This window comes from Mesorhizobium intechi, assembly GCF_002879535.1.
Lineage (GTDB): Bacteria > Pseudomonadota > Alphaproteobacteria > Rhizobiales > Rhizobiaceae > Mesorhizobium > Mesorhizobium intechi.
Genome location: NZ_PNOT02000169.1, coordinates 46,754 through 71,632, shown reverse-complemented (window position 1 = coordinate 71,632; position 24,879 = coordinate 46,754). Strand labels below are relative to the sequence as shown.

General features: G+C 60.7%; 17 protein-coding genes. 6 read left to right on the top strand and 11 right to left on the bottom strand.

Annotated features, from left to right (window positions below; genetic code table 11):
- Positions 1-9 precede the first annotated feature (9 nt).
- From C1D09_RS14445 to C1D09_RS14435, 3 genes are read right to left on the bottom strand one after another with little or no spacing between them, the layout of a single operon-like run.
- A complete protein-coding gene (locus tag C1D09_RS14445; protein WP_167514609.1) occupies positions 10-684 on the bottom strand; it encodes a sugar transferase in 675 nt (224 codons plus the stop codon).
- Positions 681-1,817, bottom strand: a complete 1,137-nt coding sequence (locus tag C1D09_RS14440) for a DegT/DnrJ/EryC1/StrS family aminotransferase (RefSeq protein ID WP_143974953.1) — start codon at positions 1,815-1,817, stop codon at positions 681-683. The genes C1D09_RS14445 and C1D09_RS14440 overlap by 4 nt, the downstream gene beginning before the upstream one ends.
- 51 nt (positions 1,818-1,868) lie before the next feature.
- On the bottom strand, positions 1,869-2,591 hold the full coding sequence (locus C1D09_RS14435; protein WP_143974952.1) for a nucleotidyltransferase family protein: 723 nt from the start codon (positions 2,589-2,591) through the stop codon (positions 1,869-1,871).
- 620 nt (positions 2,592-3,211) lie between these two features.
- Between C1D09_RS14435 and C1D09_RS14430 the strand changes: the two genes are divergently transcribed.
- Positions 3,212-3,889: a LuxR C-terminal-related transcriptional regulator gene (locus C1D09_RS14430; RefSeq protein ID WP_143974951.1), complete on the top strand. Its 678-nt coding sequence runs from the start codon at positions 3,212-3,214 to the stop codon at positions 3,887-3,889.
- Between the two features lie 141 nt (positions 3,890-4,030).
- Here the strand turns inward: C1D09_RS14430 and C1D09_RS14425 are convergent, their stop codons facing one another.
- Complete coding sequence (locus tag C1D09_RS14425) at positions 4,031-5,773, bottom strand: sensor histidine kinase (protein WP_143974950.1); 1,743 nt, start codon at positions 5,771-5,773, stop codon at positions 4,031-4,033.
- A gap of 289 nt (positions 5,774-6,062) precedes the next feature.
- On the opposite strand from C1D09_RS14425, the gene C1D09_RS14420 reads away from it, so the two are divergent.
- Together C1D09_RS14420 and C1D09_RS14415 are read left to right on the top strand one after the other, a co-directional pair.
- Positions 6,063-6,740 carry a helix-turn-helix transcriptional regulator gene (locus tag C1D09_RS14420; protein WP_143974949.1) on the top strand — a complete coding sequence of 226 codons (678 nt, stop codon included), beginning with the start codon at positions 6,063-6,065 and terminating at the stop codon, positions 6,738-6,740.
- A gap of 257 nt (positions 6,741-6,997) precedes the next feature.
- Positions 6,998-8,059 (top strand): NAD-dependent epimerase, encoded by a 1,062-nt coding sequence (locus tag C1D09_RS14415; protein WP_143974982.1) that lies wholly within the window; start codon positions 6,998-7,000, stop codon positions 8,057-8,059.
- Positions 8,060-8,192: 133 nt separating this feature from the next.
- On the opposite strand, the gene C1D09_RS14410 is transcribed toward C1D09_RS14415, so the two are convergent.
- From C1D09_RS14410 to C1D09_RS14385, 6 genes are all read right to left on the bottom strand, one after another.
- The gene (locus C1D09_RS14410) at positions 8,193-9,395 is read right to left on the bottom strand and encodes an acyltransferase family protein (protein WP_143974948.1); all 1,203 of its coding nucleotides are present in this window, start codon (positions 9,393-9,395) and stop codon (positions 8,193-8,195) included.
- A gap of 256 nt (positions 9,396-9,651) precedes the next feature.
- Positions 9,652-11,886: an oligosaccharide flippase family protein gene (locus tag C1D09_RS14405; RefSeq protein ID WP_143974947.1), complete on the bottom strand. Its 2,235-nt coding sequence runs from the start codon at positions 11,884-11,886 to the stop codon at positions 9,652-9,654.
- A gap of 75 nt (positions 11,887-11,961) precedes the next feature.
- Complete coding sequence (locus C1D09_RS14400; RefSeq protein ID WP_143974946.1) at positions 11,962-14,166, bottom strand: GumC family protein; 2,205 nt, start codon at positions 14,164-14,166, stop codon at positions 11,962-11,964.
- A gap of 1 nt (position 14,167) precedes the next feature.
- Positions 14,168-16,165 (bottom strand): asparagine synthase (glutamine-hydrolyzing), encoded by a 1,998-nt coding sequence (asnB, locus tag C1D09_RS14395; RefSeq protein ID WP_143974945.1) that lies wholly within the window; start codon positions 16,163-16,165, stop codon positions 14,168-14,170.
- Position 16,166: 1 nt separating this feature from the next.
- Positions 16,167-17,426, bottom strand: coding sequence for an O-antigen ligase family protein (locus C1D09_RS14390; protein WP_143974944.1), 1,260 nt, complete (start codon positions 17,424-17,426; stop codon positions 16,167-16,169).
- Entirely contained in the window at positions 17,423-18,646 is a 1,224-nt protein-coding gene (locus C1D09_RS14385) for a glycosyltransferase (RefSeq protein WP_143974943.1), read from the bottom strand. Before C1D09_RS14385 ends, C1D09_RS14390 begins: the two co-directional genes overlap by 4 nt.
- A 486-nt stretch (positions 18,647-19,132) precedes the next feature.
- Between C1D09_RS14385 and C1D09_RS14380 the strand changes: the two genes are divergently transcribed.
- The 3 genes from C1D09_RS14380 to C1D09_RS14370 all read left to right on the top strand — a co-directional run bounded on the left by C1D09_RS14380 (position 19,133) and on the right by C1D09_RS14370 (position 23,791).
- Complete coding sequence (locus C1D09_RS14380; RefSeq protein ID WP_246135746.1) at positions 19,133-21,712, top strand: AMP-binding protein; 2,580 nt, start codon at positions 19,133-19,135, stop codon at positions 21,710-21,712.
- 382 nt (positions 21,713-22,094) lie between these two features.
- Entirely contained in the window at positions 22,095-23,483 is a 1,389-nt protein-coding gene (locus C1D09_RS14375; RefSeq protein ID WP_246135745.1) for a calcium-binding protein, read from the top strand.
- 95 nt (positions 23,484-23,578) lie between these two features.
- Positions 23,579-23,791: a DUF768 domain-containing protein gene (locus tag C1D09_RS14370; protein WP_143974940.1), complete on the top strand. Its 213-nt coding sequence runs from the start codon at positions 23,579-23,581 to the stop codon at positions 23,789-23,791.
- A gap of 137 nt (positions 23,792-23,928) precedes the next feature.
- Here C1D09_RS14370 and C1D09_RS14365 read toward each other — a convergent pair whose 3' ends face one another.
- On the bottom strand, positions 23,929-24,654 hold the full coding sequence (locus C1D09_RS14365) for an AAA family ATPase (RefSeq protein WP_143974939.1): 726 nt from the start codon (positions 24,652-24,654) through the stop codon (positions 23,929-23,931).
- Between the last annotated feature and the right edge of the window lie 225 nt (positions 24,655-24,879).

Sequence of the window (24,879 nt, the reverse complement as noted above, 5' to 3'; positions counted from 1 at the left end):
TTTTGGGATTCATACGTCTATCGGCTGTGACGGAACCCAGCCGACAACCGCCAGGACGCCACGCGCCATCCACACGATGTCGGAGACGATGGTGCGCTGCGGATAATAGGAAAGGTCGAGTCTGGCCTTGGCGGGGAACATAACCTCCCGATAAAACAGGATTGGATCCGCGGATCGGGGGAAGAAATGCGCCTCGTGCCGGAACAGCACCTGGGTTGGCCCCAGCAGGCCGGGCTTGTATTGCAGGACTGCCTCGAGGCCGCCGCGGAAACAATCGGCGAAAGCCATGCTCTCGGGTCGTGGCCCGACGATCGCCATCTCGCCTTTGAGGACGTTCCAAAGCTGCGGCAGTTCGTCGAATTTTGTTGCCGCGAGGAACCGGCCCACCGTCGTCATGCGGCTGTCGCCCACGACGGTCAGTGCGAGGCCTTGGGGATCGCAGTTCACGCCGAACTTGCGAAATTTGTACATGCGGAAGGGTCGGCCACCGGCGCCCATACGGGTCTGTGCGAACAAGATCGAGCCACCACCTTCGAGCAGAAGCGCTCCGGCGATCAAAAGCATCAGCGGTGCAAATACGACGAGCGCGGCGCCCGCGACCACGAGATCGATCGAGCGTCTTACCAAGCCGTGCGCGGTGCTTGCGACGAAGCGCCGGTGAATGGAAAAGTCCAATGCGTTCATGCCGCAGTTCCTGTTTGGGCGCCGCCGTTGAGTGCGCTCGCGAGTGCAGCCACAACCGTCTCGGCGACAGTTGAGGTGATCTGGGGGTGCAATGGGATTGTCAATTCTCGCTGAGCGAAGTCCTCGGTACGCGGCAGAGCGATGCCGGGATAACGCTCGCGATAGAAGGTCATATGGTGCACTGGCGGATAGTGGATCGTGGTCTGTATCCCCTGCGCCCGCAATTCGTCGATCACGTCCTGCCGCCTTGCGTAGCGCGGCAGAACGACCGGCATGATGTGGTGAGCCGACGTCCGGGGTTCACTGAATGGAATGGTCACGGCCGGGCAATGTTCCGCGATGAGGCGCCGATACAGGACAGCCAGGATGCGTCTGATCTCGTTCCACTCTTGCAGGTTCTGCAGCTGAACCAGCCCGATCGCCGCCCGCATCTCGTCCATGCGGTAATTGAACCCGAGCATCGTGACATCATATTGCGGGGTGCGGCTGTTCAGCCGCTGATGGGTCCCGCTGGTCATCCCGTGCCCGCGCGCCTGACGGATTTTGTCGAGCAGATCGGAGTCACGGGCGATCACGGCGCCCCCTTCCGCCGTTGTCATGTTCTTGTTGCCGTAGAAGCTGAAGGCGGCCGCAGTGCCGAACGTCCCCACTTCCCTCAGCCCGGGCGCATGCGCGGCGTCCTCGATGATATGGAGCCCTCGAACCCGGGCGAAGCGCTGCCATTGTTCCCGATTGGCGAGATAGCCCGCGAAGTGAACGAGGATGACAGCCTTTGTGCGTGATGTGCACCGCGCTTCGGCTTCCGCGAGCGACATCAACGGCACGTCGACCGACTCGATATCGACGAAGACCGGAGTCGCCCCGACATAAAGAACCGCATTGGCAGTCGCCACGAAAGTCAGCGACGGGACCAGTACTTCATCGCCAGGTCCTATTCCCAGTGCATGCAGGATGAGATGAAGCGCCGCGGTGCAGGAACCGACCGCCACGCAATCTCGCGCGCCATGCATTTCGGCAAAGGCCTGTTCGAAAGCGCGCACCTGCTCGCCCATGGTAAGCCAGCCGCTGTCAATCACCTTTGACAGGGCTGCCTTCTCCGGCACGCCTAGGATCGGGGCGCTCACCAAGAGCATGTTGACCTCCTAAGAAACCTTGTGGTGGGTTCGGCCTCTACATCCGGATTTTCATGCGGCCGCGGCCGCGACCTCGATCGAGGTCGACTGCTCTTCCCAGGCGATTGCCTGCGCATTCTGGAAGTCGTCGACGCGACCGATATCGAGCCAGAGACCGTCATGCTTGTACACGTGCACGGTCGTGCCGCCCTGCATCATCTGCAGCATCAGGTCATCGAACCCGAATGGGATGCCGGAGGGAATGAACCTCAGGACATCCGGGTTCATGCAGTAAATCCCCATGCTGACGAGGTGGGAAAGCGTCGGCTTTTCCCGGAAGAGCTGAACCGCGTTGTCGACCTCGTCGATGACGCCGAAATCCATCTTGATGAGGCGGCAGGCCGTGGCGATCGTAACCGGATCCTTATGCATGCGGTGCGCGGTCACAAACCGGCTCAGGCTCAGGTCGGTAAGAACATCGCCGTTGAGCACGACAAAGGTGTCGTTCAGTTCATCCCTGATCAGAGAGAGAGGCCCAATGGTGCCCAATGGCTCCATTTCCTGCGTGTATTTGATCTTCAGATTCCATTGCGATCCGTCGCCGCAGACGCTGCGGATCAGGTGCCCGAGATACCCGGTCGTGATATAGACCTCCTCGATGCCGTTGCGCCGCAGCCACTTCAGAAGCAGCTCAAGAACGGGTCTGGCTCCTATCGGCATCAAGGGTTTCGGTAGGACCGACGTGAAGGGCCGAAGGCGCGTACCCATCCCACCACATTGAATCACCGCTTTCATCCGATCCTCCTGATTTGCAGTTGCCTGTGTCCGGGCATTTCGTGTTCGAGCTCATTCGAACCTGGCTTTCGCCAAATCCGGCTCGACCCTCGGCGGCAATCCGAACATCGTACTTGAAGGGTATGTGACAGCCGGGGCGGCTGTCGTCGTGCATTCGAATGGTACCGATCCAACGCGTTTCCGGTATTAGATAACCGAGAGATCAAGGACGGACCCAAGCATCTGGACCTGGCCATGAGACCTATGATGCCGAACGATTCCTGCGATCAAAAAGCAGCGATCCACCAAGTGCCGGAACCGACCAGCGGCCCCTCGCGAAGGCAGGTGCCCCGATCAAAACGCCCTGCCGCACTCCGAACATCGGATACCGGCACCCGATATCGCCAGGCGGGCAGACACGGGACGCCAGCGTTAAAAAAAGATAACGACGGCGTGCACAAATTAGTATTATATTAGCCATGTGTGATGCGCGTGGGTTGGGACGCTGCGACCATCACAGTGATGTGGTGACCAGCGGTTGGCCACGACTTTAGGCCACCGCGGTTCCGATCATCACCGAGGAATGGGAGGTTCCAGCGGGTATTCTCGCCGGGAACCGGGTAACGCGTTGGGGTAGTTCAATGTATCGGATCGTCATCGCCGACGATCACGGCTTGTATCGGCGCGGCCTTCGGCTGGCACTTATGGCTGGAATTCCAAACGCCGAAATATTCGAGGCCGCGTGTTTCGATGCTGTGGTCAATCTTCTGGAGGAGCAGGCATCGATCGATCTTGCGATCCTCGACCTGAACATGCCTGGGCTGGTTAACCAGGAGGTGCTCAGCGACGTTCTCTCTGCGTATCCTCACACGCGCTTCGCGATCGTTTCCGGGGACGATTCCCGTTCGGAGATACTGACCGCTCTTTCGATCGGGCTTCACGGTTACATCGTCAAATCGCAGAAGGACGAAGAGGTCGTCTTGGCGGTCAATGAGATCCTTGCTGGCCGGATCTATGTACCATCGCTCTTGTCTCGAACGTCTGCCGACCAGAGGGCGTATGTAGCCGTCCCCTCGGTGAAAAATCCAATCCGTCAGCGCGTGGGCTCAAACGATCTTGGCAGGCTGACATCGAGGCAAAGGGACGTCCTCAAGCTGATGGCGGAAGGGTACTCGAACAAGGAGATCGCCCGCAATCTGGATATTGCCGAAGCGACAACGAAAATCCATGCCGCCGCCATCCTGCGCGAGCTTGGGGTGCGAAACCGGACTGAGGCAGCCGTTTTGCTGCAAACGTGGATGTCGAGAAATGTGAACTGATGTTTGCCACCGGAAGCGCGAAGCGGTACGGGCCGGCATGCAAGGGATAGATTTGGGCGCGTCCCGTGAATCCGGCGCTCTGGATCGGCTCATTGTGCATGTCAGTGCCCAAATCCGAAGTCGCTTTCGGAGCGGTAGGCACTACAGATCAATTTCCTTGCGCGATAACCGCAACGAATATCGCAGTCCATATTCCGATATTTCCAATTTCGGCGAATGCCCGACAAGCGGCGTGCCATCCACGCCGATTATCATGGACCCGAACCCGTGACGCACGACGCTTGAGTTCTTCCGACCTCCGGATTCCACCCAATCGAAAACCAGATCGCCCCCTGCGCCGTCGAATGCGAATTGCCACTTAACTCCGACCTTGCCTTGTGAGTCACCCAACGCGCCGTGTTTCACGGAGTTTGTCGTCAGTTCGTGAAGGATCATCGCAAAGCTCTCTGCGACGCCGCTTGGCACCGTGAGTGAAGGGCCACTGATCGTTATGTCCCGTGTCTCCTTGAAGGGCTGCAACTCCTGAGCCACGAGATCGTGGAGCATCCCAGACAGGCTCTTGTGGCGAGACAGGATGAGATGCGTCGCTTCCAGCGCTCTGATCCGATCGATCAGCATCTCCTTGTACTTGGCAACGTCGTTCTCGGGAACATTGATCATTTTTACCAGGGCCGTGATCACCGGGAACAAATTGCTGAACCGATGGCGGTCTTCGAGCATGATGCGCTCGTGCTTCTTCACGGCGGCGCGAAGAAGCGTGGTCTGTCGACGTTCTGTCAGATCGGCCGCCACCCCGATGCGCATTGCGCGGTCGCCATGTTCTTCCTGCCGTCCGCGCAAGGCAACCCAGCGTATGTGCCCATCCGTCCGCCTGACACGAATCTCGACGTCGTAGTTCGCCGCCGACGAGGGTTTTGCCGAGGCAGCCAATTTCGGCCAGTCGGCCGGATGGACCACGGCCGAAAGTTCTTCCAAAGGGCGGACGGGTTTGGAGGGCAGGCCGAGAATGTCCCAGAACTTGCCGGAGCCCGCGACTGTCCCTTCCTTGATATCCATTTGCCACGTACCCAGGCGTCCGGCAGACAGAGCGAGATCGAGCCATTCCTTCTGAGCCCGCAGGGCCTCGCGTGCGGCTCGTCGCTCGGAAATATCGTCGACCACCACGAACACGCTTTCGGTGGATGCCTCGTCAGGCCGCGACGAGGACAGGGCCAGACGGGCCCAGAATGCCTTGCCGTCCTTGCGCAACAAGCGAATGTCGGCAGCGGACGACGCGGCGCCATTGTTCAGATCCTTCAACAAGGCCCGCACGGCATCTCGATCGTCGGGAAGAACGAGCCCTTCCAGCTTCAGCTGGGCAAGTTCCTTTTCTCCGTAGCCGCTCATCTCACAAAGACGTCTGTTCGATTGCAACAGTTCGCCACGTCGATTGGCATTTGCAAAACCCAAGGCGGCGCGCTCGAAGGCCCAACGATAGCGGCTCTCGGCTGCATCGATGGCAGCGAGCCTCGTCTGTGCAACCTCGAGCGCCCCGCGCAAATCCTGTCGCAGGCGGTGGAACACGGATGCGATCAGGCCACCCGAGACCAGAAGGAAGATGGCGCTCGTCCAATCTTCAGCTGAGAGTTGGGCGTTCAGGACGCGTCGCATCCACAAGCCGGCTGCGGCCATGAGAAGTGCTGCGACGACGGCAGCCAACCGCCCTTCGAGGTACACGATGACAATAATTGCGGGGATAAACGCAATAAACGTCACCCCCTGGCCGATATGTATCGTATTTATCGCTTCGAGTATTATCGATCCTGCAAGCACCAACAGCGAAGCCACATGAGCCAACGGGGTGCTTGACACGTTCGATTTGAGCCAGCGCAGATTCAAACCCATGCGCCCAGACTACAACCTTATGTCTAGCTCGTCGAGACTAGGCCACTAGGGGGCAGCCTAATACCACTGCCCGATTGCTATGCCTTTGCCTGCGAATAGAATCAGGATCGGCAGGGCTCTTCAGGAAGCCATATTCAAGGAACACTGCGGAAAAACCTTCCGCAGATTTCTACCGTTGTTTCAGAATTCGAGTGGAAGGAGCACGTTCCCGCCAGAAGGCGGAATTCAAGTCAAGTAACTCATGCAAAATTTACTTGAGTGGGCAGCAACTAGGGTTGGGGTATAAGCTATGACACTGAGCGAGAGGCGCAACGAAACCGTTGCAGTCAGCCAATACATTGTATTGAAGGATACTCGTCACGCACGTCCGATACATCTGTCGGATCGGCCAGACGCCAGATCTGGCGGGCCGCAGCGGCGCAGTTTGGAATCCATAACCGGCATGCTTGAGCGCATCGGCTGTGGCTATATCGTGCTCGACCGCGACAGGAAGGTAATCGAATGGAACACAGCCGCGCAGGACACGCTTGAGCGCCAGGGCGAAGCGGCTGACACGGCCATCGAGCTTTCCGCGGGGCTAAGGCGGCTGGTCGCGAATGTTCCAGTCCATTTCCAGCCGGGATCACTCTCGTGGGTGGTGATCCGCAGCAGAGGCGACAGGCCTGTGATCCTGAATGAGACGGGCGTCGTCGCACCCGACGGAACCAGCATCGTGGCATTGCTGGACCGGGAAAACACATCGGCGGCCAACCCTCAAACCTTGCAAAGGATGTTCGGTTTGACCAGTGCGGAAACGCAGCTGGCGTTGCGTCTGGCGCAAGGGGATGCGCCCCTGGAGATCGCTCGCAGCTGGCATCTCAGCCGCACGACGATCCGCTCCCAGCTTGCCTCGCTATTCGCCAAGACCGAAACAAGGCGTCAGGCTGAACTTGTTGCTCTTCTGGGGCGCATTTCGGTCCTGCCATGAAACGGCGATTTCGGCGGGCGTCAGGACCCGCTCGAATTCAGCAGACCGAGTTATGTCCATGGCAACGCGGCCGCGAATTGTGCGGCCGCGGTTACGCAGATTGTAAAGCTCGCGGTGCCATCTCCAGCCTGTCGACGCGCTATCGAACCCGGGCGGAGCGCGGAATCTCGCAATTGGAGTGACTTGCCATGGTCGAAATAAATTCGACGGTTCACAAGCTGTCTGATACGGCTCGTACGCGGTCGGACGGTGCTGTGTTGAAACTTGCACGCGCGGGACCGATCGTCGTCACAGGTGCCGCCGGATTCATCGGGTTTCATGTCGCGTTGCGGCTTTTGCGGCGCGGCCTTGTCGTTATCGGCGTCGACAATTTTACGCCCTACTACGACGTCGGGCTAAAGGAAGCGCGATTTGCGCAGCTTTGTGCCGAACCGCGCTTCACTCCCATGCGGATGGACCTGGCGGACCAGGGGCAGGTGAAGGCGCTGTTTTCCGACTTCCAGCCATCGCACTTCGTGCACCTCGCCGCCCAGGCCGGGGTGCGCTATTCGCTCGCCGACCCGCATGCCTATGTGCAGTCGAACGTAGTCGGGTTTCTCAATGTTCTGGAGGGCTGCCGACACGCCGGCGTAAGCCATCTCGTTTATGCCTCGTCGAGTTCCGTTTACGGCGCCAATCGAAGCATACCGTTTTCCGAGCACCATGGCGCCAGTCATCCGGTCAGCTTCTATGCCGCGACCAAAAGCGCAAACGAATGCATGGCGCATTCCTACAGCCACCTGTTCGGTTTGCCGGTGACAGGATTGCGCTTTTTCACCGTCTATGGCCCTTGGGGCAGACCTGACATGGCCGTCTATACGTTCACCCATGCCATCGCCGAGGGGCGCACGATCGAGATTGCCAATGCCGGCCGCGTATGGCGAGATTTCACCTACATCGACGACATCGTCGAGGGGGTGGTTCGCGTACTCGCCGCGCCGCCTCGTCCGGATCCGGACTGGGACAGCCGCGCGGCTGACCCCGCCACCAGTTCGGCGCCATATCGGATCTACAACATCGGCAATGACCGGCCAGAGGAAATCAACCGTCTGATCGCGATCATCGAAACTGCGCTTGGCCGCCGCGCCCTTCGGGTCAACGTGCCTTTACCTCCAGGTGATGTCCTGGAAACCCGCGCCGACGTCAGCGACCTCCGCCGCGCTGTCGGCTTCGCACCGGCGACGGCACTGGAGGACGGCGTGCAACGTTTCGTGGAATGGTACCGGGACTTCCATGCAAGCCCCGTCGGCCGAGAACGACAAGCGTTCATTCAGGCATAGGGCGAGACCACGGGAGGCCGGACGGCGATCAGAAGACAACGCCGGTTTGTTTACCCAGGCCCATGAGATTTTCACGCCTCAATGCAAACGGATGGCGCTCGCCCTGTCCAGCCGGCAGGATCGCCGTGCTCGTTCAGTCTGCCTTGGGATACGCCGTCACCGGAAATGGGCGAAGCTGCTGTCGGCTGCTGGGCCCGGCTCCCAAAAGGCGTCGGGCACGGCGAGTCAGCGGCTTCTCGAACAAGCGGTAAGTGATGAGTGCCACACCAAAGGTGATCACCAGCGCCGACGCGATAAAGGCCCACGGGCCGAGCGCAAAAATCAAGCCTGTTCGCCAGAAGAAGACGCGCATGGCGCGGATCACGAATGGATGCAGGAGGTAGAGAGCATAGGACGCGTCGCCTACGCTGGCGCCCCATCGCGCGGCCAGGCTTTCATGCCTCGACCCACCTGGCGCCAAGGCAGCACTCCAGACGATGAGAGATGCCGGGATGCCATATACGACGGGGCGGGCAAGGCCCATCGAGACATCGGGAAATGCCGCCGCGAGCATCAGGGCGCCCAGCCCCGCTGCAGCGACACAGGCCCTGATGAAACCGGAGGGCCGCAGGCTGGAGGCGCACATGATCCCGATTGTCACGCCAAAAGCGAACTCAAGGACGATCGGATCGGACCAGAACGCGAATGGCTCTGGCAAAGGCGCCGCGAGATAGCCTACCAACACCATCCCCGCCAGGGTCGTGAGCAGAGCCGTGACGGCCCTACCCATGGGCAGCACGATCACCGCCGTAAACAACACGTAGAAAAGCATCTCATAGTTGAGCGTCCAACCCAGCTCGTAGATGGGCTGAACGACGCCGTCAGGTCGAGTGGCCGGAATGAAGAAGTAGGATTCGATCACAAACCTGAAATTGATGTAGTCCTGGTTGAGAACCGAGGGAGCGAGCAACGCCACGGCAAGGTAGAGCGTGGTGACCGTCCAATAAAGCGGGACAATCCGGGCGAGCCGGCGGGAAAGGAAGAGACGCGCGCCGCCCGTTTTGGCGAACAGCTGTCGCGACGTGTGCACCATGATCAGGCCGGAGATCACGAAGAAGATATCGACACCGGCGCTCCATGGTATCGGATCCCAGGCCTGAAAGGTCCGGCCGGCTTCTAGTTCCAGCGTCGCAGCATCATGCTGGGCGTGACGTAGCGCAACCGAAGTGGCGGCGACGGCGCGCAGAACCTGGACCTGAACGAGGGTTTCGCGTTGGCTAGGCTCGACAGGCTTTGATCTTGCGGACCGATGGCGCATCGGAGGCGTCGTGGCCGCCGCCATTGGTTCTTGTTGCATGGGTGCTCCGCAGCTTGCCACAACACCGTGACGTCCGCCCGGAGCTCATGCATCCTTCAAATGACGGACACCGCCCTTAAATACATGAAGCCCAGCCGGCAGGCGGCGCGGGTGTTGAGAGGCCGGTGAACGTCCACGCTTCTGACGTTACGCCTTCAGCCATCGCGGCAATGCCTGGACCTACTCGCAACACATCCGGGGCCTTCGTGCCCTGACTGATCCACCTTAAGGACAAGCATCGACCGATGGAGTGCCCTCACTTGCCCGCCCTCAAGAACCAATTCCATTGTCGGGCGTCTATGGCGCTCGCCTTGATCGATAGCAGAGCAGAAACCAAACCTGGCATGATTTTCAGTCGCTTGCCGATATAGACGGCCATGGCAACGTTCCAGATAGCCAGGGCAAGCGCGACGCCGACAGCCGCGCCGATTGGGCCGTATATCTCGACGCCAACGGCACAGGCTATGATGTTGGCGGCCGCACCGGCGATCATGGTTGTTGCTGCGGCCCATTCGTTTCCGGTCATCGCCAGCAGGTTCTGCTGAGGCCCGCACAGCGCAACGAAAACATAGCCCAAGATGAGCACCCGCGCGATTGGCGCTCCCGCGGCAAAACCCTCCCCGAAGAAGCTCAAGAAAGGCTCGGCGATCATCATCATTGGGACGGCCACCGCGATGGCGCCGCCCGCAGACAGCAAGGTGGCCCGCGCGAACAGCTGCTGCAGGCCCTTATGGTCGCCTCTGGCGTGCAGATCGGCCGCTGTTGGCGAAAACATTGTAGCGACAGCGATGCGGGAAAGCCCCACAAGCATCGCCACGTTCAACGCCAGGGCGAAAATACCGGCCTCACGGATATGATCGGTCCAGCCCAACACCAGCACGCCGGCACGACTGACGAAAACATCGAGGCCAGTGATGAGCATGAGCGGGGGGACGGCGAGCCACCATCCTCTCGGTTCGTAAGCTGGCTGAGCCTCCCGCAGGCCAGGTGGTTCAAACTTCCTGGCGGTGATGAACACCAGCCCTACCGTGATGGCGGAACTTGTCAGCACCGCCAGCATCACATGCGGCGCGTGCACCACCCACAATCCGGACTCGGCCATGATCGCCACCAGTATCAGCAGCAGCCCGTCTCGCACGATGCGCTCCGGCAACAACGCCGAAACGACGCCGCCGAAAGCACGCACCAGCGTCGCGCCAATGGCATAAGCCGTGATCAAGGGTACGGCCGCCATGCCCAACACGATGCTTACCTCCAGTCCTCTTTGCGTATGAACCGGCTGCGCCTGCGCTGAAAAGAAGAGGGCCAGGGCAGCACCCGCCATCCCGAACAGCGTCGCCGTGAGAAGCGATCTTCGCAGGGCGAATCTTATCACCCCTCGCGCCAGATCGAGCCTGCCGTTGGCTCTATAGGCGGGCACGAAGCGCAACAGGGACACATTGAACCCAAGCGTTGCCAGATAGGCGAGCACGGAGGTCCAGGCCAGAACGTAGGCATATATCCCGTAGTCGTGAGGCCCGATGAGGCGCGCAATGGCCAGCTGTGCAAGGCTGGTCAACCCGGCACCCCCGATATAGATCAAGAGGGCGAAGACGCTCGCCCTCGCGAGCCGCGAGCCGACGTCCTTGTTTCGCCGGGGCGTTGCTATTGGAAGAGCGCCGGTTGGATGGCCCGAAGACTTTCGAGACACGCGACTATCGATTGCCGCAGCATGCGCAAGTGGTGCGCTTTCCTTTTGGTCTCGATTTGCAAATCCTTTATCCATCCGTGAAAGCGTGGAAATGATTTGCTTCTCGACCTTACAAACACTTTTGAGCCCTGATTGACTGTCGGCGTTCTCGACGGAAACGACATTTCGGCCGGAAATCGCGAGGAGATCGTTTATCGATTCGAACACGCCAAAGGCGCTCATATTCACGTCCAAGTCGGCCTCGAAAATCCGCTCCGCCGGCGGCTCGTGCCTCATTCGATGTCGGAGGCGACTTTCCACGACCGCAGATGGCACCACCAGCCTTACGGTGAGATCGGCAGGCGGCGCGAGATTGAGCGCCTTTTCGAGCGCTTCGCGGTCGGTGCCCCCATTGAACATCGCCAGCGATCCAATCGCTTGAACGTATCCTTGATCGAATATCACAATTTCGGGCGATTGCTTCGCGGAGCCCCAGCAATGCGAAAGGTGCAAGATATATCGCCAAATCCGGGCGCGCCATATTCGGTTCTTTGGCGGTATCAACCTCACCATCGACACCGAACTTGAAATATCGTCCAGTCGCCCGATCGACGACAGAAATATTCCCATAGTCGAGAATATCGCCGATGCTATTCTGGAGACGAAGAGAATAATCCCAAGGTCGAAGCTTCCGGCCCTGGTGCTGGGCTGATAGCTGAGAGCGACCTTGGCGTGATAGCCTTTCCCGCGCAACTGCTGAGCAAGCGCATGCGCCAACGTTGTTTTGCCGGATCCCGGCGGTCCGAAAAATTCAATTATCATTCTGGGGCAAGCCCGATTGTTGCAACGCGGTTGGTTCCTTGTGGCATTCTTTGAAGAGCGCCGACGCGATCCTCATCAAACCCTCTCCAACAGCAGGTCGGCGTTGTCCTCGAGCCTGGAGCCGGCGTACCTCTTTAAGTTCACTTGGGTGAGCACGCTCCCGACTGGAACGGCGACGGATCCACCGGCCCGGAGCGACTCCAGAACGCCACGGGCGATGCTGCGCCTCGTCTTGGCCCAGCGAACGGCAAAAAGCACGGCATCGGCCCAGCGCTTCAGGAGCCTGGTCTCGGGGCCGCCTAGTCCCAACGGCCCGTTGATGATGACGACGTCGTAGACCGAGAGCAGTTCTTCGGTGAACTGGGATTTGTCGACCGTGGACAGAAGCGTCAGCAGATCATCCGAAGGTGCTGGAGCGGCCATGAGATCGATGCCGATTTCTGGCATTCTGGTGATCGCATCCTTGAGCACGCAGCGTTCGCTCACATAGTCTCCAAACGATTTTTGAGCCTTGACGGTGCCGAATTCGCCATGAAACTCGTTCGTGAGGCGCGCGTCCTTGCGGTCGAGGTCGAGGAAAAGCACCCTTCCTCCCAATCGCGTTGCGGCCAGCGCCAGGCTCCACGCCAACTCTGTCTTGCCATCGTCCAGGATGCTGGACGTCACGAGGACGATGTGCGGCGGCTGCCCTCTTCCCTGAGTTGGCGCCGCAGTGACCAGAAGGGATGTCGCCGCGCGACTGAATGGCGAGTTCTGCTGGCCCAGAACCAGATGCCGCAGTTGTCTGGCATGAAGTCCCGAAACCTTGGGAAGCAGTCCTACGCACGGGATACCAAGCTCGGCTTCGGCTTCAGCTTCGCTGCGCAAGGTCTGGTTGAACATGTGACGGACCAGCACGAAGACCGCCGCCATCAGACCAAATACGATCATGCCGGGTGGAATCAGGAAAATTCTCGACAGGGTACTGGGATTTGACGGCGGCCATGCCGTCGACAGGACCGCTACGCCTGGCGAGGGAGCGGCAATACGCCGTATCAGGTCCTGCTGCCGGCTAAGCAGCTCGTTGTAGTGCTGTGTCACGATGGCGACCTGCGGCTCTAGGGCACGCAAGCCGGAAAGCTGGCTCGCAGTGTCGGCCACGGCCGCGTCCAGCTCCCTCTTGCGGTCCTCGAGAGCCGCAACCTGGGCGCGGTAGACGTTTGCCTCGGCGGCGATGCGCGCGATGCCCTGCTCTATCTCACGGTTGATCGCCGTGACCAGATCGCCGTCCGCGGCGGCGCCCGACTGACGTGCCAAGAGGTCGGCCAACACAGGCGATCGGATTTCTTCAGCAATCGCCGATGCAGGGGCACCCGCCTTTCGCAGGTCCTCGATATGGCGAAGGCGCGATTCCGAGGCGGAAAGATTGGCTTTCGACAAGAAAATCTGTCGGCCAAGCTCCGCTGTCTCATTGGCTGCGTTGTTGGCCGCGCTTTGATCAACGGCGCCATGCGTCAGCCGGTACGTCTCCAGCCGATCGGTCGCGTCGACCAGGTCCCTTTGTACTTGCGGCAGGTTGGCGATCAGCGATTCCAGTTCGTGCTGATCCGATGCACGCCGCTTCTGTACGAGATCCTCGATATACACCTGAGCGAACGTGTTCGCGACAAGCGCGGCACGCGCCGGACTGGTATCGGTGAAGCCGATGGTGATGACGCGCGAGCGCAGCTCTTGTCCGACCCTCATCCCGCTCCGCAGCGCCTTCAGCGCGGCGGCATCCGCAGCCCCCTGATTATCCGCCGCCGGCTTATCCTTCGACCCGACCCGGCTCAGCAGATCGCTCATGAACGAGCCTGAGGTGGGCGGGACGGCACTGATGCCGCTTTTTCCTGCGGCATCGGCCGCTTCCGGTTGACGCAGTGCCGTCAGAACTCGACGCAGGTGGGCTTGCGACGAGAGCATCGTCAGATGGTCATCAATGCTCGAATCCAGCGAGTCCTGAGCGGTCGCCGTAGCGTTCGAAGTGCCGGTGCTCGGGGCGTCGATGATGATCTGAGTCGTCGCCTCGAACAGCACCGGACGAGCAAGGCCCGCGAGGCCGGCCAGTATGCCGCCCAGAAGGGCTACGGCAAGCAAGAGCCATTTTCCCGTCGCCAGGGTGACGACGAGCTGGCGGAAGGGAGACGGCGGTTGCATGGGCTCGCGCGGCGGTCGCCTCATCCGCAGATTGGTGTCAACCGTAGCGACGGCCATCTGCGTAGCACGAGGAAGCCTGGCGCGGCTGGCTATGGAACCTTCCATTTCAATCCCCTGTCAGTTCGATATCGTAAGAAGCGCGCGTTGCCGGCGCCGATGGCCGCATGGCTTCGTTGCGCCATGCCTGGAACATCAGCAGCGGCCACAAGTCACGGAAATGATCGTGGTTTCCACGCAGATGATCGCGCCAGCATGCGTCGACCTTCGCACAGTCGATGACCCCGTCTGCGGACAGGCGTGTCGTGGCGATGATGTCCGTTGCCCAGTCGCGCAGGGGCCCTCTCAGCCAGGCTCCGACCGGAACGTCGAAACCCTGCTTGGGACGATCGACCAGTCGGCGCGGCACATAACGATCGAGGAGTTGGCGCAGTATCCATTTGCCCTTGCCACTTCGAACCTTGGCATCGGCTGGCAGGCGCCACGCGAATTCAACGACGCGATGGTCCAGGATCGGGCATCGCCCCTCGAGGCTGTTGGCCATGGTGGCGCGGTCGAGCTTCACCAGGATGTCGCCGGGGAGATAGCCGGTCATGTCGTCGAACAGGAGGCGCGACAGCAGGTCGTCGAGCCCTGGCGCGCTGGCATTGGATGCCGCCGGCTTGTGATGAAGAAGCTTGTTGGTCGAAGATTCCGTCAGCCGCTGAAGCAGTTGGTCCTCATCTGCCGCCGCGAACAGGCGGGCGAGGCGGTTCAACCGGTCACCGCGCAATCCGTGCCGCATGGTCGCCGAAAGCGGCAGGCTGCCGAAGATGTCCTTCTGGGAGGCCTGGGCCAGTAATCCTGCCCCCGCCGCCAACATCCGCCGAAATGATGATGGCAGCTCATGCTGCCTTTTGAGGCGGGTTGCCAGGAAGTGTCGAGAATAGCCTGCGAAGCACTCGTCGCCGCCATCGCCCGACAGAGCCACGGTGACGTGTCGCCGGGCGAGGCGCGACACCAGCAGCGTCGGTATCTGAGACTCGTCGGCGAACGGCTCGTCCCAGATCCTTGGAAGTTCCGGAACGACCTCGAGCGCCGCGGCCGGTGAAAGATGAAGTTCCGTATGGTCGGTGCCCAGATGCCGCGCAACCTCGGCCGCATGAGGAGCCTCGTCGAACCCGCTCTCGCCGAACGCTATGGTGAACGTGCGAACGGGCTTCGGGGACTGCGCCTGCATCAGGGCGACGACCGTCGAGCTGTCAATTCCACCCGACAGAAAGGCGCCAAGCGGCACATCGGCAACCATTCGTTCTTTGACGGCAAGGCGAAGCAGGCCGTCGAGTTCGGTCGTAAGGTCCTCGTCGCTGCCGGCGATCGGATCCCGCTGCGCCTTGCAGGCGACATCGGCCAGCGACCACCAGCGGCGAATGCGATGCGCAAGCGAGCCGGCGCCACGGGCATTGGCGAAATCCTGCGCCGTCACCGACAGGACTGAACCGGGCGGCAGCTTGAACACGCCCTGCCAGATGCAACGGTCATCCGGCACCCACCCTTTCGAAAGCATCGTCGCCGCCGCGTCGACATCGAGTTCCGGGGCGAATCCCGGGAAACAGTTGATCGCCTTCAGCTCCGAGGCGAAGACGAGCGCTTCACGTGTCGAGGCGACATAGAGCGGCTTTTTGCCCATTCGGTCGCGGGCGAGGTGGAGAATCCGGTTCTTCAGATCCCATAGCCCGAAAGCGAACATGCCGGCGAAGCGCGCAAGTGCCGCCTCCAGGCCCCAGCTCTCGATCGCGCACAACATCACTTCCGTGTCGCTGGTGCCGCGGAAATGGTGCCCCGCCCCTTCCAGTTCGCGGCGCAGATCGAGAAAATTGTATATTTCGCCATTGAAGGTGATGACATACCGGCCGCTCGCGGAGTGCATCGGCTGGCGACCAGCCTCCGACAGGTCGACGATGGCCAGACGCCGGTGCCCGAACGCGATCCCGGCTTCACGGCTCATCCAGAACGCCTCGCCATCGGGCCCCCGATGACGAAGGGCCGTCATCATCGGCCCGATCGTCCTGAGCGCGTTCGTATTGGCTGCATCGGGCGCCAAGAGAATTCCGGCGATCCCACACATTCTAATATCTCCTCTGGCGAACGATCGCGGGGACCGCCTGCGGCGTTCCGGCAACAAGGCAGAGGGTCAGACAGAACCACACGATCGGATGGCGAATGATCAGGTGCGGAGCACTGAAGACAGCGATCGATGCCACGAGCGCCACGAGCGAGTCCTGTCTCGCACCCCAAGCGGACAAGCCGGCCGAGCCGAGGATCCAGAGCAAGGCCAGGACTGAAATCAGGCCACCCTGAGTGTAGAGGTCGAGAATCGTGCTATGGGCCTCGAAAGGGCGCGGCAGAAACTGCTGATCGACTGTGTTGGGACGATCAAGGTGCGGGCCTGGTCCGAGACCCAGCGATCCGGATCTTGCTCCCTTGTCCAATGCCTCGTCCCAAAGCTGGAGGCGAAGCGCCGCGGTTTCCGCGGTTGCTTCCCCGCCCTTGTCCTTGGTGAGGCTCATGGCGAAGTTCTCGGCGTTGGCGGCCTCGCTGAGGGCATAAGGCGTGATGGAGACTGCCAATGGAAGGAATGCGATGGTGAACAGGAGGGCCAGTTGCCGTGAAAGGCTGACCTTGCCGCCGTCGCTCGTGAGCCATGCCCGAATCCTCAGCCCAAGAAGGATCAGGCAGGCCAGGATCGTCGTGTAGAGATAGGTATCGCTCTTTGTCAGCCTACCGACGTAGACGGTGAGGATCAGGCTGGACAGCCCGAGCCATCTTCCCCATGGATTGCTGGTGGTTGTGGCAAGATGCAGGGCCAGGGGGCCGAGGAGCGCGCAGTAGAGCGCAAGCTGGTTCGGATTGTCAGACCAACCGCAGAAGCGGTCCCAGAACCAGGGGTGGACGCCAGACTGATGGATCCAGCCGAAACCAAGCCCCACCTGAACGACAAAGCCTGCATTCGCGACAGCGATCATCCACCAGGCGATGCGGCGTAAACGCGAAGCTGCGTTGGGTTCCGCGGCAGCCAGGCAGGTAACGCAGACCAACAGCACATACGCCATCGTGTCATGCAACAACGGATCAAGGAACAGCGTGGTCGTCATAAAGCCGATGATGGAACCCACGCCCAGGGCAAGCGTCAGGATCACCCAGAAACAGGCAAGTTTGGTGAGGGCCGGCGTAACCTCCAGTCGGCCGCCGGCAAGGATGCGGGTGATCGACAGCAATATCCAGAGCGTGAGGAACAGTTCGCTGTAGCCGAACGGCAGCCCGGGGATGCTGAGCTGCACCGCGTAGGACATTGTGATGCCGAAGGCCAGGATCACATCACGGATCATTGCCGCGCCTCACCCAGTCGGGGGGCCCGCGCACCCTCTTCCCGCAAGATCACGGGCGCGGGCCGAGCAAGACTGCCGCGGTATTTCCAACCGAGGACCGTCTTGTACAGATCGCAGTACTGGTCGACGACCCACGACAGGGAAAAGCGTTCCCGCACGAGGCCGACGGAACGGCTGCCCATGATCTTGCCACGGGCGCGGTCGGACAGAAGATCGACTATTCTTGACGCCAGGCCATCGGCATCGCGCGGCGCGACAAGGTAGCCATTCCAGCCATCTTCAACCACGTCGTTGCAGCCGGGCATCCTCGAGGCGACGATTGGCAATCCGGACAATCCCGCTTCCAGTAGGACCCGCGGAACACCCTCGCGATACTGTGTTGGAAACGCGAACAGATCCGCCATGCCAAGGAGAGCTGGAACGTCCCGCCTTGGCCCCAAGGCGACGACGTAAGGAGCATATTGCTCGATATCGGACCTGCTGACCGCGAACGGGCCTTCAGAGTCCTGCGGACCAACCAGCACGAAACGCGCATTGGGCCTCTCGGAGAGGACGCGGGGAACCGCCTTGATCAGGGTCGGAATCCCTTTCTGGCGAGTCAGCCGACCGACAAAGATTATGACCTCGGCCGATTGAAGCCCAAGCTGCTCGCGCATGGCGGCGGCCGAAGGGCCACGGTACCTTGCCGTCGAGAATGCATTTGGGTCGATGCCAGAACTCCGGATCAGTCGCCCTTTGCCGCGACCCACCAGCCGATAGCGGTCGAAAAAGGCCTGATCGTCACGGTTCTGGAAGACCGTCATGGCTGTCCAAAGTGACGCCAGCCCCTGAAGGCCACAAAAGACCGGACGCAGCGCCAGCGCCCGCGGTTCCCGCGACGAGAATGTCCAACCAAGCCCATTGATGGTGCGAATGACCGGAACCTGCCCGCGCACGGCCAGAGGCGTCAGGAGGTTGGGCTTGGTGTCGAAACTCTGAACAATGTCGGGACGCAAATCGGACATTAATTTGCGGATCGCGCCGATAGCGCCCCATTCTCCACCGCCACTGGCAAAGCGGTCGAACCCAAAGCGGCGATGTGGAATGCCGTGAGGTGAAAAGGCGTCTCCTACATCGCTCGAGACGGCGGTGACCCGAAAGCCCCTTTCGCGCAGCGCCAGGAGGAACGGAATTCTAAGCCGGTGATCCTCGCCTCCTATGCAAACCAGATGTGGACTCATCCTGTCCCTCCTGGATGCCGGCAGAATCCCAACCGCGCAAAGCCGTTGGCCCTGTGATCTGTTCACGGCCCGGCTTCATCGCCCCAGTACGCACAACACCCAGCCTCACGCTAGGAGCAGGCTTGCGCGTTGTCCTCGTCTGTTTGAATGAAGCAAGGAATTGGGCGATGCGGCGATGCCGTGGCGACCGCTGTCGGGTCGATGAGTTGAGCGGGTACTCATTCGTTCTAACGATGCCATGGCCGGCATGGTCGCGTACGACACGGCAAAGCCAATCAGCAAGACAAGGGGGCTGTGTTGGAGACGTCGGGCTACCCGCGTTTAGAAAGCCGTTTTCGACGTGCCTTGCCATCCGTTGGCGGACCGACAACGGATCAAGATGTTGTGATAACTCGCAACACCAGCCCTCCAGACGGCTTCACATGGAAACAGGCCTCCACCCGCCCTCTGGACATGGATGGACCAACCACCCGTGCGTTCCCGCGGATGGGCGAAGACTTCTCCGAAAAATCGGCGTTCTCTCATCTGGAGCGGGTCGTCGAAAGATACCCGGACAAGATCGCGATCAGTGACGGCTCTACGTGCCTCAGCTTTTCGGAACTGCTCAACGCAGTCCAAAACCTGGCGGGTGCAATTGCCGGCTCGACCCCACCAGGCAAGGCGGTGGGGATTCTAGTCGGAAATACCCTCTGGTATCCGGTGGCCATGCTCGCCGCCATGCGGGCCGGCAGGCCCGCCGTGCCATTGAACCCCCGGGATCCATTTCAGCGCCTCGCGGCAATCTCCACCAGCGCGCGGCTGGCCGCGATCATCAAGCCAGGGCCGGGCAAGCCGGCAGGCTGGCCGGATGCCCCATCGGTTGAATGGATCGACGCGGCAAGTTGCACGGCCGCAACGCCGGGTGGCGGCCTATCGGCGTTGCCGTCCGAAGTGCCGGTCGATGCTCCGGCAATCGTTCTGTACACGTCAGGCAGCACCGGGGCGCCGAAAGGCGTCGTGAACAGCCAGCGGGCGATCCTCCAACGCGTTCAACAATACGTGGATGCCTGCCATTTCGGCCCCGACGACGTGTTCATGCCGCTGACCGGGCCGGCGACGATCGCGGGATGCCGCGAAATGATGACCCCGATGCTGTGCGGCGCCACATTGTACCTCTCGGATATAGAGAGCGCCGGTATTCGCGCCGCTCGCGACAATTTCGAGAAATGGCAGGTGACTGTCGTCTATCTCGTGCCGGCGCTGCTGCGTGTGTTGATGAATGGTTCTGCGCCCAACACATTCTCTTCCTTGCGGATCGTGCGGGTCGGCGGAGAAAAGATTCTGTGGTCCGATATCGATCGGCTGCGCGCCAGCGTTCCCGAGTCCTGCCTTGTCCAGATCAGCTATTCGTCCACGGAAACGACGGGCACGCAATGGTTCTTGCCGAAGGGCTATCAGGAACGCGGCGCAACGGTCCCGGTTGGCTTCGTGCTGCCCGGCATCGAATACGCCATCGTGGATGACAATGCATGCGAGGTCGCCGCGGGCGATGAAGGAGAGTTGCTGATCAGAAGCAACTACACCACGCTTGGCTACTGGGCGGATGGGGAAAACGTCCCTCTTCAGGCGAACTCCGGCAATCCCCTGCTTCGAACCTTCGCAACGGGTGATCTGGTCAAGGTCGACGACACGGGAATGATGTGGATCGTCGGACGAAAGGGACGCCAGATCAAAATAAACGGAAGGCGGGTCGAACCTGCCGAACTGGAACTCGTCCTGCGCCGGGCGCCTCAGGTGGATGATGCCGTTGCGGTGGTGACGGACTCGAACGAACTGGTGGCCTTCGCCGTCCCCGCCGGACCTGGCGGAAGCGAGTTCATCGCCGAATTGCGCGACCTGATCAGGACGGCCCTGCCGCCGGCGGTTCACCCGACGCGCCTGCACAGTGTTGCCGAGATACCGCGGCTCAAAGGCGGCAAGGTCGACGGTGTCAAGCTGCGGGAACTGGATCGCGCACTGAACCCGCAAGACGCCCAGAACACGCCCATGGCCCGGGAGACGGCAAACCCGCTTGATATCGAAGGCACCGCGGCGGCCGTATGGGAGAGGATTCTCCCGGGTAAAAGGGCAGTTGGCAGCCGCTGGGACGATGCCGGCGGCGATTCATTGAAATTGCTGCAATTCGTCATGGAACTGGAGACCGCCCTGGGGCGGGAACTCAACCTGGACGCGTTCACGGTCGGGATGAGTTTTGCCGATGTCGTCCGGGCAGCGTCTCCAGGGCAAGTCACAAGCAGCTCGCTTGTCGAGGCTTCCGACCCGAGACCCGTTTTGTTCATCGTGCCCGGATCGATCGGCTACGGTCCGAGTCTGGCGGCCTTCGGTGCCGAGATCGGCAATGTCGCCAGGGTTGTTGCCGTACGCTACGGGGATCTGAACGATCTGCTGAAGGGACATGGCACGATACCGAGGATGGTGGATGCGGTTGTCGACCAGATCAGCCAGGCCCAGCCCGATGGCAATGTGAAGCTGATCGGCTATTCGCTTGGCGGCGGCGTCGCCTTCGAGGTTGCCGCCAAACTTGTTGCCGCCGGTCGGTCGGTCACGTTCCTGGGAATCCTCGACACCAATATCGGGCCTGGACAGCACAACTATCGTGAAAGACTGGCACGCACCGCCCAGCGCATCCGCACGCATCGAGTGACGGTGGATCGCATGATTTTGCGGGCCCTGGCAAAACTGTTTGCCCAATTTGGCGCCGAGGCTGTGCTTGCGAGGGGGATCGACTGGCTGAAATGGAGGAGCTTCGCCAGAACACGATTCATCTTGCGCCTTGAGCTCGAAGAAGTCCTGCGAATGCGCGCATTTGGCCAGTGGCTCGCGCAACCGAAGCCCACATTGCCGATTACCGCCACCCTGTTTCGATGCAGGCGCACAGGCGTTCCGTCGGACCTTGGCTGGAGCGCATTCGTCACCGGCCTGAACATAGTTCCGATCGTCGGCGGGCACCTGGACATGCTCGTCGAACCTTATCTCAGCCACAACCGTCCGCTGATAGAGAGAGCCTTTGCGGTGAGCGGCGCATAGTGGTGATTCGCGCATCCGGAGGCTGAATCGAGACACGACGCTCGTGTGTCTTGCTGACGGATCCACAACAAATCGGCTGGCGCTGCGGCTGTAACGAGAACAGCCCGATCCTGCGTCGCCGCGCTGAAATATCCCTAAACAATCAACAAGTACCAGGACCAGGGCAGCCTTCCGGTCGCATAGGCTTTCCTTGCCATGATCAACGATTCTATCAATGGGCGCCGGTATTTGATTTGGCCCTAATATATCCTTTCCAATAGGCAGGCATGGGGCGCCACCGAATCGGACGAAGGATATTTGCATGACAACCCTCCACTATGCCTCGGGTGGGTCGGCCTCCGAGGTCGCAACCGCCGGGTTCAATCTTGTCGACGTTTCATCCGTGGACGAACTCAACGCCTTGCCGGCTGGCACGAAAGGTCTGGTCTGGCTCAATGAAGCCAATGGCGCAACCTCGTCATTCATTGACAAAGTGACGCCCTTTATCGGCAATCCGAAGGTGTTCGGCTTCTTCCTCGTCGACGAGCCCGATCCCACGGGCAAATGGGGAACCTTTGCCACGGCCGACAATCTGAAGGCGGAATCCGACTGGATCCATACCCACCTGCCCGGCGCCAAGACCTTCATCACCATGATGAACATGGGGTCTTCGGCTAATCCCGATTTTTCAAACACCTTCAATCCCGCCAACACGCATATCGACTATTACGGCGTGGATCCCTACCCGGTGCGTACCGGCACGAGCACGGTCGACTACAACATGATCGACAGGACCGTGGCCGCGGCGGTCGCCTCGGGCGTGCCGCTCAGCCAGATCGTTCCGGTTTACCAGACGTTCGGCGGCGGCAATTTCACCACCGATACGGGCGGCCAATATGTTCTTCCCAGCGTCGCCCAGGAGCAGACCATGCTGGACCACTGGGCCAAGGTAGCGCCATCGCCCGCCTTCGACTACGCCTATGCGTGGGGCTCTCAACAGGGTGACACCGCGCTTGGCGACTCGCCGGCGCTGCAGGCCCTCTTCCTTCAGCACAATCTGAGCACCACCAGCGTGCCTTCGACCGGTGAAACGACTCCGCCCACCAGCACGGTGCCCCCGCCCAGTCCCGTGCCTTCGAGCAGCGATCACACTTTCTACGGCACGGGCGGCGCGGATGTGCTTCACGGCACCACCGGCGCCGACACGATGATCGGTGGCGGCTACAATGACACCTACTATGTCAACAACGTCGGCGACAAGGTGGTGGAACTGTTGGGCGGCGGCAACGATACTGTGCTGGCATCGGTGAGTTACGCGCTGACGGCCGGCTCGGAGATCGAGCACCTCGCCATCACGAGCAGGTCCGGCACTACGACCATGAACCTCAAGGGAAACGAGTTCTCCCAAACCATAGACGGCAACGCCGGCAGCAACGTCATCAACGGCGGTGGCGGGAAAGACGTGCTGACGGGAAATGGGGGCAAGGACTTCTTTTTCTTCAATGCCGCCCTCAAGACCGGCAATGTCGACAAGATCACCGATTTTAACGTGGCTCAGGACAAGATCGTGCTCGACCACAGCGTGTTCACGGGCCTTCAAGCGGGCGCCCTTCCAACCTCGGCATTCCACGAGGGCAGGGGTGCGCACGACAGCGGCGACCACATCATCTACAACAGTTCGACCGGCGCCCTGTCTTTCGACAGCGATGGCGTGGGTGGCGCGCATCAGATCCAGTTCGCCACTCTTTCTCCGCATCTGTCTTTGAATGCGTCGTCGTTCATCGTAGCGTGAGCCTTGGGGAACGTCAGACCCGGATCACCAGGGTCTGACGTTTTCTTGAACATATCTCGGCGGAACGAAATCGCTCCAACCCGCATTAATCCGCCATGAGCGCTCGGGGCATCGAATTTCTACAGAAATGGGTGGAGGATAATGTGCCACCCTATTCGCAATCCGATCCGACCCTTGCGGCAAAACTCGCCGACCAGGTGACGGCGGACGCCATCAAGGCGGGAATTCGCCCCGAGGAAATCTCGGAAGAAGTCGGAAGCATGTTGACCACCATGCTTGAAGTGCTCGACCAACGCGATACGACATGATTGCGATGACCGCGCGGCCGGTCGCGTTGGCGACGCCGTACGGGTCCATGGTCGACCCGCCTACCCGCCTCGCCGAAGAGAGCGCCACCAAGTCCTTGATCGCCAGCCAATCCAATGGTTGGCTTTTGTCGCCTTGGTCAGCCGGGGACGGTCTCGTGCTCTTTCAAGACTTGCCCGATGACCTTGTCGAGGTCGTGAGGTTCAGCACCGTTGACTTGCATCAGGGGCCATCCGTCCTGACGCAAGCATTTGCCGATCTCCCTTGAGATATCGGCCTGCCTCAAGCCTCTTTCCACGCCGAGTTCAAACAGGAGGACCTCCAGGAGCGGTTGCTGCGCATGCCGATCCATGAGACGGCGGCGCAATGTTTCCTGCGGCGCATCGAGCTGGATAAGGAGGTCTGGTCGCGGCATGAACGCCAGGCAGTCACGAACCGCGTCGATGCTTGGAGTTCGCGCCAGCACAACCAGCGCGCATAAAGCCTGGACCAGGCCCTCCTCGAAAATAAAATAGCCTTCCGATTGCTGCGCTTGACGCCACGACTCGCACAGCAGGGCGATATCGACCTTCATGCGCCATGACCATGTGCGGCTTCGTAGTGGGATTGACGCCAGAAGCCGCGCCGCGACACCATCCTTCGGCAGGGTCGACAGCAAGACCGGGCCGGAGGTGGCAATCTTTTTGCCAATGCGCCCAATGCCATGGCGAACTTCCGGACCATCGTCCTGGGCCGACCCATATTCAATCAGGCGGTAGCCGTTCACTGTCTTCACGTTGATGCCGTGTTTCGCCATCCCCTGGCAGAGGCCGCGAAGAAGTGTGGTCTTGCCTGCACCGGGCGGTCCAAACAACTCGATGATCATCACGCAATACCCAAATGTCTCCGAGCAAGCCGTCATGCGCCTGCTTATCAAAGCTTAGCCGGATTACGAGCCACACCAACGTTCATTCGAATGACCTTTCATATATGCCGGAGGCACGCGGCATTGGCCCTTGGCAAGCGTCTCAAGATCGGGGACCTTCGGGCGGACCGGCCGTTACTGAAGGGGAATTGGACAGCTTCCTCGAGGCCGCCGGCGGGAAAGCGC